The 12,755-nt window shown below is 46.1% G+C and carries 14 protein-coding genes; 1 reads left to right on the forward strand and 13 read right to left on the reverse strand.

All coding sequences use genetic code 11. The features are described from left to right. Positions 1-13 precede the first annotated feature (13 nt). From MKY95_RS28610 to MKY95_RS28640, 7 genes are all read right to left on the reverse strand, one after another. On the reverse strand, positions 14-1,612 hold the full coding sequence (locus MKY95_RS28610) for a response regulator transcription factor (protein ID WP_036606887.1): 1,599 nt from the start codon (positions 1,610-1,612) through the stop codon (positions 14-16). Continuing rightward, complete coding sequence (locus MKY95_RS28615) at positions 1,605-3,395, reverse strand: histidine kinase (protein WP_076328874.1); 1,791 nt, start codon at positions 3,393-3,395, stop codon at positions 1,605-1,607. Before MKY95_RS28615 ends, MKY95_RS28610 begins: the two co-directional genes overlap by 8 nt. A gap of 325 nt (positions 3,396-3,720) precedes the next feature. Continuing rightward, the gene (locus tag MKY95_RS28620; protein ID WP_036606882.1) at positions 3,721-4,143 is read right to left on the reverse strand and encodes an OsmC family protein; all 423 of its coding nucleotides are present in this window, start codon (positions 4,141-4,143) and stop codon (positions 3,721-3,723) included. A 230-nt stretch (positions 4,144-4,373) separates the two neighbouring features. Continuing rightward, positions 4,374-5,120, reverse strand: coding sequence for an amino acid ABC transporter ATP-binding protein (locus tag MKY95_RS28625; RefSeq protein WP_036606880.1), 747 nt, complete (start codon positions 5,118-5,120; stop codon positions 4,374-4,376). 16 nt (positions 5,121-5,136) lie between these two features. Further along, entirely contained in the window at positions 5,137-5,781 is a 645-nt protein-coding gene (locus tag MKY95_RS28630) for an amino acid ABC transporter permease (protein ID WP_017692207.1), read from the reverse strand. Between the two features lie 32 nt (positions 5,782-5,813). After that, entirely contained in the window at positions 5,814-6,665 is an 852-nt protein-coding gene (locus MKY95_RS28635; RefSeq protein WP_036606877.1) for a transporter substrate-binding domain-containing protein, read from the reverse strand. A 114-nt stretch (positions 6,666-6,779) separates the two neighbouring features. After that, positions 6,780-7,412, reverse strand: coding sequence for a TetR/AcrR family transcriptional regulator (locus MKY95_RS28640; protein WP_036606875.1), 633 nt, complete (start codon positions 7,410-7,412; stop codon positions 6,780-6,782). A gap of 238 nt (positions 7,413-7,650) precedes the next feature. On the opposite strand from MKY95_RS28640, the gene MKY95_RS28645 reads away from it, so the two are divergent. After that, the gene (locus MKY95_RS28645) at positions 7,651-8,436 is read left to right on the forward strand and encodes an undecaprenyl-diphosphate phosphatase (protein ID WP_047841678.1); all 786 of its coding nucleotides are present in this window, start codon (positions 7,651-7,653) and stop codon (positions 8,434-8,436) included. A 281-nt stretch (positions 8,437-8,717) separates the two neighbouring features. Here MKY95_RS28645 and MKY95_RS28650 read toward each other — a convergent pair whose 3' ends face one another. The 6 genes from MKY95_RS28650 to MKY95_RS28675 form a co-directional block, all read right to left on the reverse strand. After that, complete coding sequence (locus tag MKY95_RS28650) at positions 8,718-8,900, reverse strand: hypothetical protein (protein ID WP_036606873.1); 183 nt, start codon at positions 8,898-8,900, stop codon at positions 8,718-8,720. Positions 8,901-9,122: 222 nt separating this feature from the next. Continuing rightward, positions 9,123-9,449 (reverse strand): thioredoxin family protein, encoded by a 327-nt coding sequence (locus MKY95_RS28655; RefSeq protein WP_017692202.1) that lies wholly within the window; start codon positions 9,447-9,449, stop codon positions 9,123-9,125. Positions 9,450-9,534: 85 nt separating this feature from the next. Further along, entirely contained in the window at positions 9,535-10,443 is a 909-nt protein-coding gene (locus tag MKY95_RS28660) for an aldo/keto reductase (protein WP_036668075.1), read from the reverse strand. Between the two features lie 180 nt (positions 10,444-10,623). Next, positions 10,624-10,794 (reverse strand): hypothetical protein, encoded by a 171-nt coding sequence (locus MKY95_RS28665; RefSeq protein WP_338707038.1) that lies wholly within the window; start codon positions 10,792-10,794, stop codon positions 10,624-10,626. A gap of 215 nt (positions 10,795-11,009) precedes the next feature. After that, complete coding sequence (gpmA, locus tag MKY95_RS28670; RefSeq protein WP_339195605.1) at positions 11,010-11,753, reverse strand: 2,3-diphosphoglycerate-dependent phosphoglycerate mutase; 744 nt, start codon at positions 11,751-11,753, stop codon at positions 11,010-11,012. A gap of 73 nt (positions 11,754-11,826) precedes the next feature. Further along, complete coding sequence (locus MKY95_RS28675) at positions 11,827-12,399, reverse strand: DUF420 domain-containing protein (protein ID WP_017692198.1); 573 nt, start codon at positions 12,397-12,399, stop codon at positions 11,827-11,829. Positions 12,400-12,755: the final 356 nt, after the last annotated feature.

The following is a 12,755-nucleotide window of genomic DNA, read 5'->3' on the forward strand; positions in this document are numbered from 1 at the left end:
CAGCACTCCGTACTTATTCCTCGTTTATATCTGTAGCCGTTCCTTTAATTGATGATTGGGTTCTGGCCTGTTTGTAAGCGGAAGGGCTCTCCCCTACATACTTCTTGAATTTGCCGTGGAAGTAGTCCACATTAGCATATCCCACTCTCGCCGCGACCTGATGAACCTTCAGTCCTTCGTCCAGCAATTCCTTGGCCTTTTCCATACGAACCTTGTCCAGAAATGCATTGAAATACTCTCCAGTATGATTCTTGAACAACTTACCCAAGTAACTGCTGTTATAGTTAAACACTTCTGCTAGTACTTCAAGCTTGAGATTCTCGCCAGGGTTACGCTGGATAAATTCAATCATCTGTTTCAATACAGTATCCTTGCTTCCCCCACCCATACGTTGAATAAGTCGATTCAAATGTTCCGATGCCATGACTTTGAGATCAGACATCGTAAATTGATGATAGACTTCATTAATCAGAACCGAATGTTCCTGCATAATGGAGTGCATATGTTGATTCGTCGCCGCAAGTTTGTTGAACGCCAGGGAAAATACCTGTGAGAACGCCGTCTTGATCGCTTGCTCTGTTCGGTGATATGGAACCAGGCGCTCTTCCATCTCACCCAGCACCCGCATAACGGACTCACTACTGCGGATGTCTAACGCATAATACAGTTTGTCCGCGAGTTCGTCCTCAACTGGCTCATGTGCTCCGTCCACAGCTTCAACTTCTGGTCTAACAACGCCTTCGCCTTCGCTACCTTCAGTCCACAGAATGATGCGTTGCTCCGTGAACAAGAAGCGTTCCCCGAGTAAACGATTCGCCTGCGTGTATGACCGCGCAATTTCAGAAGTGGAATGTACAGGTTCTCCCGCAGCACCGTACATGTGAACCTCCCATTCTCCTAGCAGTCCTTCCAGCTCATCATACAGATTTCTTGCTGATGACTCGGATGTGATTATTTCCTTACTTAACAGCCCCAGACCAGAATGGAACGAGAATACAATGCCTCGGTCTTTATGGTCAAATGCTTCAATCAGTTTGCGTTTCATAACACTTCCCCGTTGCAGATCAGGGGTTACATGCATCTCAAGCAGCACAATCTGATAGTGAGGCCAGTGCAGCCCCAGGCTATCTTCTTCCATGCTACCCGCACCCTCCAGACTGTCAAAGAGCAAAGCCTCGATCTGATGCTCCCTAAAGACGGTATCTTCACCAGCATGACGTGCCATTGTCTCCCGTTCACGGGTCAGGATTGTAGCAATACGCTCCAGTTCACCAATAATCTCTTCTTCATCCACCGGTTTGAGCAGATAACCATCCACACCAAAACTGATGGCTTTTTTGGCATAATCAAAATCTGCATAACCACTTAATATCAAAAAGTGCGAATCCGGATGATTCCGGCGCACTTCTTCAATCACATCCAGCCCGGTCATACCGGGCATGCGAATATCAATAATCGTCAGATCAGGCTCCAATTCCTCAAACCGGGAGATGGCCTCACGCCCGCTGGCAGCTGTAGCGATGACCTGGAATCCGTATTTTTCCCACTCAATAATGGTTGTCAGTCCCTCACGTATGCTCGGTTCGTCATCCACCAAAAACACTTTATACATGTTGGTCCCCTCCTGCTGGCAAAGTGAAAGAAACCTCTGTTCCTTCCCCATATACACTCTTAATCTGTATTCCATATGGCTCGCCGTACGTCAATGTTAAGCGTTGATGTACATTACGCATGCCGATCCGACTCTTCTCCTGTTCCTCCGGTCCACAGATAAACTGCATCACCTCAGCCAGTCGTTCTGGCGTTATACCTGCACCATTGTCATCCACACGGATCTGCACGATGTTCTCTACTAAACGAATACTTATATGAACACGGACTGTGCCCTCTTTGTTCTCCAGACCATGGACAATCGCATTCTCAACCAAAGGTTGAATAATCAAAGGCGGAATGTACATCTTCTCCACCTCGGGATCGATATGGATCTGGAATGCAAGGCGGTCGCCGTAACGAAATTTCTGAATTTCCAAATAAGAACGTACCATTTCAAGTTCAGCCCGGAAGGTTGTTTTTCCACTGCCAATCTCCAGACTCTTGCGCATCAGCTTGCCCAACAGCCTGACGATGTTAGCAATCTCTGCTTCTCCCTTAATATGCGCTTTCATCCGAATGGACTCCAGTGCATTAAACAAGAAATGTGGATTGATCTGGCTCGCCATCATTTTCAGTTTAATCTCTTTTTGGGCGATTTCCAATTGATTGTTCTGTTCGGTCGCTTCTACCACCTGCGTCATGAGTTCATTGATACTTTTCACCATATAGTTGAACTGTCGTGATAGTTGCCCAATCTCATCGTTTCCATCAATTCGTGAAGTCACGTTCAGGTCTCCTAATGCAAGCTTGTTGAGGTGTTTACTCAGCCGGAGCAATCGATTGGAAGTGAGGAACGAGATGATATATACGAATAGTAGGGCGATCACCAGCACCAGTATAATAAAAATCATGCCGATCAAGCTGACCGTGTTGGCGTCTTTGACGATATTTTTGGTGGCAAAAACCGAAATCACCTTCAGGCTGTTCATACTCGATCCAGGGCCCAGCTCATCAATAACAATATTAGATGGTTCCCCCCGGAAATCACCCTCTATGGTGCCTTTCGCCTGATTCTGCAGATCAACGCCAAAATCAAGCTCGTCCAGCGTTTTTCCTACCAGTTCGGTATTCTTGGCTGCAACCACATACCCCTGCTCGTCCGTAATCATCGTCTCAAACTGTTCCTGACGCAATAATCCATTCAGCTCATCCTGATTGATCACAATCATCAACACGCCCTCGGTCCGATACTCGGCAAAAGGTACTTTGCGCACCAGGCTGAGCTTGTGTACAGGATTATCTTCCTTGTCTGGGATGTAGAACCACCCGATGCTGGTTGTTTTCAGTGCCTGTTGGTACCAGTAGCTCTCTTCCGTCTGCTTGTCTACCGGGATGAATTCGAGGTTGTTGATCAATGTTGGGTTAGTCGAGTAAAAACGAATGCCTGCTATCTCACGGTACAAACGCCTGTACTCCTGAAAGTCTTTGTATGCAAGATACGCTGAGGTTAACTCCACAACGCTCTTGTACCGTTTATTTACGATCTCCTTAAGATCCGCATTAAACATTAAAAGATTGGATATATCGGTTGGTACACGAAGCATGGTTGCCGTCTGGCTCTTGATCTTGTCCACATTGATGATCGTCTGTCCTATCGCATTGTCCAGGGCTTGCTGGCGAAAATAACTGGTCACAGCAAGACCAACAATCAGGACCGGAATCATGACAACCAGTACATAGGAAATGAGCAATTTATGCTTTAATTTGAGATTATTAGTGGTTCGTATCAACCTTTTCAACATGTCTGCACCTTCCGTCATCTGTATAAGCGCTTACATATAAACAGCAGGATCAGGATGTTCTGTCCTCAGAATTAATCATACCACAGAACCGTCAGAATTCGGATTGTCATTGCAATGGGTACTATATTGCCAGGCTGCAAGCCAACCTACCTCTAGTAGAAGAAGCCGCCATTAACATGGCGACCGGGCTTACCGAATTATTTTCTACTGACAGAAGTTTAGTGACTCCTAGATGGGCGAAATCCCTGTTGAAGTGTTGGAAAAGCAAAAAAAGGCACTCCCACGATTGGAAGTGCCTCTCAGTATCAGATTTACTCATATGTTATTAAGGACGAGGTGTACTTACCCCATTGAGGATCAGTTTAGGATGAATATCGGCGCTCAGCGAAGCGGAAACTGCACAATATTTTTCCTCAGCCATCTGGATGGCTTTCCAGATGCGATAATCCGGGATATCGCCATCGACTTTGAAGATCAGATCAATGGATGTGAAGCCTTTGGGCATCTCTTCACTGCGTGTGCCTTGCGCTTCAATCTCAATCGACTCAATTTTGTCCAGGAAAGCGTCCAGAATCATCGTAATATCGATTCCCATACAGCCCCCGAGACCCGCCAGCAACAATTCCATCGGGGTCGCACCCTTGCTGTCACCACCATAAGCAGCAGTGGCATCCATGCCAACGGCGTAGCCAGAGGGTCCTTCGGAAGTAAACGCGCGTTTGCCTTTCCATACGGTTGTTACATTCATGATGTTATCCTTCTTTCTTACAATAGTTTACGATTTGCAGAAATCCGTTCCGGGTACGGCTCGTTCTTCCGATCGCTGTTGTCTCCAAATATTTTTGATTTTTATTCACAAAGGACAATATTCGGAGACAAAGGCGAGCGCTACGCTTCTTCAGAATCGATTCCGTCCCCTTCACTCAGCAGCTTATCGCTATAATCGATCGTATCAATCAGTAAATTGTAGTAATGTAATTAGAATTCAGTAATCTGTTGCAAGAAACGACGGGTGCGTTCTTGCGTTGGATGTTCAAAAAAGGCTTGTGGACTTGCCTCTTCCACAATTGACCCGTCCGCCATAAAGACGATTTTGTTCGCCACATTACGGGCAAACTTCAATTCATGTGTCACAACCAGCATCGTCATGCCTTCCTCTGCCAGTTCCTTCATAACGGAAAGCACTTCTCCGACCAATTCAGGATCAAGAGCTGAAGTTGGCTCATCAAACAGCATCACTTCCGGCTCCATCGCAAGTGCACGCGCAATGGCGACCCGCTGCTGTTGTCCACCGGACAATCGGGATGGATACGCATCCTGCTTGTCCGACAAGCCGACCCGATCCAGAAGAATCCGGCCGCGTTCAGCCGCCTCGTCCCTTTTGATTTTTTTCACCGTAACAAGGCCTTCTATCACATTACCCAGCACTGTCTTGTGCGGATACAGATTAAATTGCTGGAATACCATGCCGGTCTGGCGACGAATCTCCAGTACCCGGGCACGTTGGACTCGCAGCGGATCTGCGCTGTTGACCACAATGCCGTTCACTTCGATCTGTCCTCCGGACAGCTCTTCCAGCCCATTCAGACAGCGCAGCAAGGTACTTTTGCCTGAACCACTTGGGCCAAGCAATACAACAATATCTTTGGCATCGACATGCAGATCGATGTTCGTAAGTACTTCATTTTTCTGAAAACGTTTGGTAAGTCCAGTTGTTGTAATCATCGGTTCTCTCCTCCCATCAGTAAGCCCGGGCCAACCGGCGCTCCACTTGTTCCAGAATGGCCGAGAAGCCGATACTCATAATCCAGTAGATCACACCGATGGCCAGATAAAAAGGCATATTCAATGCATATTGGGATACCAGCAGTTGTGCTGAACGCAACAACTCGGTAACACCAATCGCCGCCACAAGTGATGTTTCCTTCAACATGCCAATAAACGTGTTCCCCATCGGCGGAATCGCAATGCGCACAGCCTGCGGGAAGATAATCCGTCTCATCGCTTGAGCCGGGGTCATTCCCGTTGCATATGCAGCTTCAGTCTGTCCTTTAGGCACAGCCTGAATGGCTCCACGGAACGTCTCCGATAGAAACGCACCTGCATTCAGACTCAGTCCCAGACATGCTGCGGTGAGTGATCCCAAGGTCACTCCATAATCGACCAATCCGTAATAAATAACGAATAATTGCACCAGCAGCGGGGTTCCCCGCATGATGGATACATAAAACCTTGCGATCAACCTAAGCCACATCGGTCCCTTCAGACGAGCAATCGCAACAAGCACCCCGATGATGAACGCAAAAAACATGGAGATCACAGTTACATACAGCGTATAATAAGCCCCCTTCAGAAAGAAGGGGATATTCTCAAATACCAGTTCCATGGGTCAAATCTTCCCTTCGCCTTGCAGGTTCATTATTGCGCAGGCTCTTCACCAAACCATTTTTTGAAAATGGTATTGTACGTGCCATCATCTTTCATGCCTTTGAGAGCATCATTTAATGCTGCTACAAGTTCCGGATTGTCTTTGCGAACAGCAATACCTGCCTGGTCACTCTTAATAGCTTCACCTACAGCTTTGATTTTCAATCCGTTGGCATCCACAATCGGTTTCAGAGCGTACATATTGTTGATTGTTGCATCAATCCGCCCAGCATTCAGATCTTTGAGTGAAGAGATGACATCGTCATAGGTTTTAATCGTGAAGTCTCCCACTTTTGGCAACACTTCATTACGCAGATATGATTCATCATTTGTACCCAGACCTACGCCAATCGTCTTACCTTTGAAGTCTTCCAGCTTGGTAATATCGTTATTGTCTTCTTTTACAATAATTTTAACTTGGTTCGTAATATACGGATCACTGAAATCCAGTACTTTCTTACGATCATCGGTAATCGTCATCTGGCTGATAATGGCATCAAGCTTCTTCGCTTGCAGACTTGGTGTCAGACCGGAGAACTCTTGGGATACAAATTCAACCTCTACACCCAGACGCTTCGCAACTTCACGTGCGATATCGGCATCATAGCCGTCCATTTCTTTCTTATCGTTCAGGAAGTTGTACGGTGCGTATGTGCCCATCATGCCCACTTTGATAACGCCAGCAGACTTGATTTGCTCCAGTTCATTGCTTGCCTGTGCACCATTTGTACTTCCATTGTCTGCTGCTTTACTTCCACAAGCACTAAGTACCAGCACGGTCATCAGCAGAATTGCTGTCAAAGACCAGCCTTTACGAGTTTTCGATCCATATGTGTTGTTCATTACGTTAACTTCCTCTCAGTCGTGTATTAATCTGGATGTACATTGGGTTACTTTATTGTGACTAAACCGCAGTTGTACCCATTATTCCCTGCTATTTGTTTAATCATGTGAATCTTATGTGCCTAGCAGTCCGTAAAACTCAAAGCTTGCTGCTTCAGTTGCCAGCGATGAAGCTGTCATGGCTGAAAATTTGCTGTGTAACTCATCGGAACCGAACAACCAGCGTGATATCATGCCTTCAATCATGCTTACCAATAGGGCTGCTCGAAGTGGAACATCCATGCCCTTAGGCAACATGCCGAGTTCGATGGCACGTTCCATATTGTGACGAAACGCAGTTTCCACGGCATTACGTGTCTCCTCGACCAGGCGTTGTACGGACTCTTCCGTCACGATGCCTTTGAGCAACAGTTCCATAAAATAACGATTCTGCGCGGCAAACAAAAACAAGTCAGTGAACAGCCTTTCTGATGCTTTCACCATATCCTCTACTGATCCGGCATCCTTGCGGTACCCTTGTCCAATCGACTCAAGTAACTTCTCCTTGCCCGTTAAGACAATCTCCGAAGCAATGGCTTCTTTACTCTTGAAGTGCCAGTAGAATGTCCCTTGCGCCACACCAGCCTCGCGGACGATATCGGAAATTTTCGTCTGATGGTAACCTTGGGTTGCAAAACGTTCCATCGCTATGCGTATTATTTGGTCCCGGCGTTCTTCACCGGGTTCCAAACCGTTAATTTTGGTCATTCATGTAACCCTCCCGATTGATCAGTCAGTCAGTTAAGTTATATCCTATGGGATAACTAGGTTTTTGTCAATATAGTTTTAAACAAATGGTTACAAGCATAAGTTGAAGTTGAGTGCATTTGTGATCATAATAGGTGATAGCCTTGTTCAAATGAACAGGCATGGTCAAGCAGGACAGCCTGTGCTGTCACCTGCATTTCAAGGAGGAAGAGAATTGGACATTATATCATCCATTATTATGGGCATCATCGAAGGTTTGACTGAGTTTTTGCCCGTGTCCTCTACTGGACACATGATTCTGACTGCCCATTTGCTGGGTTTATCGGAGGACAACGAGTCAGTCAAAACGTTTGAGGTGGTTGTTCAACTCGGAGCTGTACTTGCTGTTGTTGTACTGTATTGGAACAAATTCATTGATATGTTCCGCTTCACCGGAGGGAGCAGGCCTTACTCCCGCCGCCTCAATCTGGGACATATTTTCCTGGCGATGGTTCCTGCCGTAGTCATCGGACTTGTATTCCGCGACTGGATCAAAGCACATTTGTTTGGTCCGGAAACAGTGCTGTACAGCCTCGTTATAGGTGGTATATTGATGATCGTAGCCGAACGCTGGAGCCGGAAGAGTGGGCGGATTACTACCCATGATGTCGATGATATTTCCTACAAACAGGCATTCGCGGTGGGTATATTTCAGATCTTGGCGTTGTGGCCAGGCTTCTCCCGTTCCGGGTCAACGATCTCAGGCGGTCTCTTTGCAGGGGTAAGCCGTGTAGCCGCTGCGGAGTTCACATTCCTCGTGTCTGTGCCAATTATGATTGGTGCTACGGGATATGACCTGTACAAAAGTATCGATCACCTGAACGGCAGTGATTTCCCAATCTTCGCGATTGGATTCATCGCTGCTTTCATCGTCGCCATGCTTGCGATCAAGACGTTCCTGTCCATTTTGAAAAAATTGAGCCTGACCGTCTTTGCTGTGTATCGCTTTGTCTTGGCAGCCGTGTTCTTTATTATTTTGATGTAAGCATTACAATTCAAGTAATTAGACAGGCAAAATCAATGGCGGCCTCACGTTCCCTTGGGAAGCGAGGCCGCCATATTTTATATTGCTATACTTCCTTTACTTCATGTTTCTGTTGCTTCACGATTCTGTTACTGCTCCAGAGACAGGAACATCCGTAATTAGAAGAAGTCTGATTCTTCATTACTTCCTTCTTTAGTGGGTTGGATCATTGGTGATGCCGACTAGGTTTACTATGTATCATGGACAACCATATTTATGTTCACTTCTGAAAAGCAGTCTGGCTAGTACCACTCTTTTACTTGAAAGTTCCGGTGTTTCTTTCGACTCTTCAATCTCTCACGCAGATTATATCTATTCTCCTTTTGTTCCTGCAGCAATTGCTTCACCCCGATCATCAACAATCGGTATCTTCGGTCATCATTGTGACTTAATTGGTGCATTTCTTCAAAAATTTCATTCTTCATACGGATCTTGTTCACTCCAAATATTCAGTTTGTTCTCACAGTATACATGGGAGCACTGAACAAATTCTAAACAAGCGCTGTTTCTCAACTTCAGTTATTCAAATGCACATTTGAATGCACATCATGCGGGCTGGAATGAAACAGAAAAACCCCTTCCTGTCGCAGGACAAGAAGAGGTCTCCTTAGCTAAATTAATTAGACAAGCTGCTGAGTCTCGTACACTTAAACTTTGGATTCAAGCGTCTCCAGATACTCGGAGATTTGAGCAGGTGTTTTAGCCCATTTGCTATGCAGATGTGCGATTTTCTTGCCGTTCTGGAAGACGAGCAGGCTTGGAATGCCGCGTACACCATTCTCTTCGGCAAACGGCTGGAACTTTTCTGCATCCAGGGCATAGAAGGTTTTGTCCGTATGTTGGTCGATAACATCCCCGATAAAACGATCCAGGTTTTTGCAATCCGGACACCAGGTTGTATCAAATTTAATGACGGTAAAACCATCAGAGTTAATTGTATCCAAATATTGCTGTTCACTTTGAATTCTTTCCATATGTCTTCTCTCCCTTATATGTTCCTTTTTTGGCTGATCTTCATTGTACCTCGTATAGTTACAATTGAAAATAGGCTTAATGGAGTTAACGATGCTGCTTGTACAGATTAGCGGGACTGAGTTCTCGTATTTCCTGAATTTCCGCAGGGGTGAGTTCAGGCGAATTCGAAGCAGCAATATTATGCAACAACTGTTCTCTTGAACTGGCACCAGGGACAACAGCTGCTACGGCAGGATGGGATAACGCGTAGCGAATAGCCGTCTGAGCCATACTGCGTTGGTCTGTAACAAGACGACTTAGCCCTTGCCGAATGGTATATAGTTGCTCTGGCGTATAGTCCAGATAACCTTTGTCTGCCTTGGCAGATCCGGAATCGGCAAGCACACCGCTAGCTACTGGTCCACGGGCAATTACGCTGATCCCCTTTTGTTCCAATAAAGGCAGCACTTCTTCTTCCGCTCTGCGGTCAGCAATGCTGTACTGGTTCATCACACTGACGATGGCTGCCCTCTTTACATACTCCCGAATCACATTGGGACGAATGGAGGAAATTCCGTAATATCGGATAAGTCCTTCCTTCTTCAGTTCCTCAAACGCTTCGATCGTCTCTTCGATGGGGTCGTCCAAGGTCCCGCCATGTAGCTGATACAGATCGATGTAATCGGTCTGCAGACGCTTCAGACTTTCATGTACAGCCTGCTTAATGTAGGCTTTGGACGGGTCCCATGACCAGCCCTCTTTGCCAGGCAGACGACGATTACCTACTTTGGTCGCCACAATGACTTGGTCCCGACGCCCTTTAATAGCTTGTCCTACAATCTCTTCATTACGCCCTTCGTCATACAGATCGGCTGTATCCAACAGATTGACCCCATGATCCAGAGCCTCATGAACCAGGCCCACAGCGTGCTCCATTTCAGTTCCAAGTGACATACATCCCAGCCCAATCTCAGACACCATCAGTTCGGATGTACCCAGACGATTTTTCTTCATATGTGCATCTCCCTCCATACGTTCTGCAAGTATCCATTGTATCATTCTTGCTGGCAAAAATCGCATGCCTCACCGAAACAAAGGGTAGTTTTCAACTGCACAAAAAAACCTGGAACGACTTCATCTCCAGGTTTCCCGTGATCATCATTTAAATTCAATCGATAAACGAACTATCGCAATCTATTTCACTTCCACACGTGGTCTGGTTTTACTTGTTCCATTGGACGAATTGGGGTTTTTCATCATACCCGAGACAGTGCTAAACAGCTTATCTCTTGCTTGTTTGTTCCTCATCAGATAAGTCACACCTGCGCCGATAGCCGTCATGAGTATTCCTCTTCTTTTAGACATGTGCTTCTCCTCCTTCAGGATAAATGTACATCGTGTCTTGTTTGACAATTACCCTGTGGGAGCAAAACGAAACGAAGTACAGGCTTGATCGCAGAAAAAAAGATGACCTCCGAATTCAATTCAGCGGTCATCTTTCAATCGTCCTGTTGAAACATCAACCGAACGAGATAAATCATACAAGCTTTCGTACAATCAAGACATACGTCCATGTCCAATTAATCAGATGGCGTTGCCACATGGGTCATTTCTTCATGTTTGTAGGTCGAACCATCGGCGGTCAGATAAAAGTGTCCGATGGGATGCAGATCTTCATCCAATTCGTAGACAAGCGGAATGCCTGTCGGGATATTGAGCGCCATCACGTCTGCTTCGGACAATTGGTCCAGATGCATGACGAGTGAACGAAGCGTGTTCCCATGCGCAGAGATCAGCACTCTTTTGCCAGCAGACACCATCGGTTTAATCTCCGCATTCCAGTACTCCAGAACACGCTTCGAGGTATCCATCAGGTTCTCCGTAAAAGGGATGGTGCATCCGAGCCGCTTGTACTTGTCCAGATCCTGCACATATCGGTCATCGGTTTCGTCCAGTGCCGGGGGAGATACGTTCACGGATCGTCTCCATTCCTTTACTTGGTCTTCCCCATACTTCAGAGCAGTCTGCTGTTTATTCAGTCCTTGCAGCGCACCATAATGGCGTTCATTCAGCTTCCAAGTCTTCGCAATGGGAATCCACATGAGGTCCATTTCATCCAGCGCAATATCGAGTGTTCGGATAGAACGTTTCAGCACGGATGCATAGGCGTAATCAAAATCAAATCCCTGTTCCTTCATGATCTTCCCTGCTTTACGTGCTTCTGCGTAACCATCCGTCGTCAGATCCACATCAGTCCATCCGGTAAAACGATTCTCTACATTCCACATGCTCTGTCCATGGCGAATCAAAACAACTCTGTACATAAACGTGAACCCTCCTTCCATGGAAACATTACCCACAAGTCAAACTAATTAGCACAGTGAAACGTTCATCACATTAATAATATGGTGCCATCATCAGGTATACTACGACACCTGTAGAACTGACGTACAGCCAGATTGGCATCGTCCAACGTGCAATTTTGCGGTGTTTCTTCAATTGATTTGTCCAACCCCACACAAGTGTGAACAACGCCAATGGAACAATCAGGGCTGCCAGTATACTATGGGTAATCAGAATGAAGAAATAAATGGAACGAATGATGCCCTCGCCGCCGTATTTGGACGTCTCTGGTGAGAGGTAATGAAACGTCAGATAGGTCACGAGGAATAACAGTGTTGTTGAGAATGCAGCAAGAATAAATCGTTTGTGCAGCTTCACATTTCGCTTAATAATCGCAATAAGCGCTGCGAGCAGGAAGATAAAGGTAAAGCTGTTAAACACGGCATTAAACCGCGGCAACACCGTAATATCAAAGGTTACATCACCTTTGTAACCAATCGACGGTGCGAAGAACAATAATAAAATAATGACATTAGCGAGAATGGAAATCGTGATAATGATGCCTGCGAAATTTTTATTACTCGTCGGGGATGGAATGTTCGGCTCCCCTTTGTTATTTTTGCCCAATGCAAAATCCTCCTCATATCCTAACTTCTATGTTCTATATCATTATATCTCGCCAATTCCGGGCTGTTAAGTGACAACACTCTGAACAAAAGCCGCTACACTTCCCTATAAAATGCCCCTTTATGGCCTTTTTCAATCAAATCCAAACCGGCTCCCATTTACCCGAGTCTACATTTGTGGTATAATTAATGCAATTAATCACATACGCGTTGAAACTGGAGGAGCCTGTCACCAAGGGCCCCTCTTTGTCTTTTTCAGGCACAGAACGGCACTCTGCTAATGCCGTTCTGTGCCTTTTTGTCTGTTTGAAGCGGAGGATGGATCGCCCTTGGGTTGGTTAACCTATTGACGCTACT

The organism is Paenibacillus sp. FSL P4-0176 (assembly GCF_037975265.1).
GTDB lineage: Bacteria > Bacillota > Bacilli > Paenibacillales > Paenibacillaceae > Paenibacillus > Paenibacillus amylolyticus.

Bases quoted from the DNA above. Each gene is read 5' to 3' on its own strand.
- MKY95_RS28610 (WP_036606887.1), bottom strand. From the start codon at position 1,612: ATGTATAAAGTGTTTTTGGTGGATGACGAACCGAGCATACGTGAGGGA.
- MKY95_RS28645 (WP_047841678.1), top strand. From the start codon at position 7,651: ATGGGCATCATCGAAGGTTTGACTGAGTTTTTGCCCGTGTCCTCTACT.
- MKY95_RS28665 (WP_338707038.1), bottom strand. From the start codon at position 10,794: ATGTCTAAAAGAAGAGGAATACTCATGACGGCTATCGGCGCAGGTGTG.
- MKY95_RS28625 (WP_036606880.1), bottom strand. From the start codon at position 5,120: ATGATTACAACAACTGGACTTACCAAACGTTTTCAGAAAAATGAAGTA.
- MKY95_RS28620 (WP_036606882.1), bottom strand. From the start codon at position 4,143: ATGAATGTAACAACCGTATGGAAAGGCAAACGCGCGTTTACTTCCGAA.
- gpmA (WP_339195605.1), bottom strand. From the start codon at position 11,753: ATGTACAGAGTTGTTTTGATTCGCCATGGACAGAGCATGTGGAATGTA.
- MKY95_RS28630 (WP_017692207.1), bottom strand. From the start codon at position 5,781: ATGGAACTGGTATTTGAGAATATCCCCTTCTTTCTGAAGGGGGCTTAT.
- MKY95_RS28655 (WP_017692202.1), bottom strand. From the start codon at position 9,449: ATGGAAAGAATTCAAAGTGAACAGCAATATTTGGATACAATTAACTCT.
- MKY95_RS28650 (WP_036606873.1), bottom strand. From the start codon at position 8,900: ATGAAGAATGAAATTTTTGAAGAAATGCACCAATTAAGTCACAATGAT.
- MKY95_RS28635 (WP_036606877.1), bottom strand. From the start codon at position 6,665: ATGAACAACACATATGGATCGAAAACTCGTAAAGGCTGGTCTTTGACA.
- MKY95_RS28660 (WP_036668075.1), bottom strand. From the start codon at position 10,443: ATGAAGAAAAATCGTCTGGGTACATCCGAACTGATGGTGTCTGAGATT.
- MKY95_RS28640 (WP_036606875.1), bottom strand. From the start codon at position 7,412: ATGACCAAAATTAACGGTTTGGAACCCGGTGAAGAACGCCGGGACCAA.
- MKY95_RS28615 (WP_076328874.1), bottom strand. From the start codon at position 3,395: ATGTTGAAAAGGTTGATACGAACCACTAATAATCTCAAATTAAAGCAT.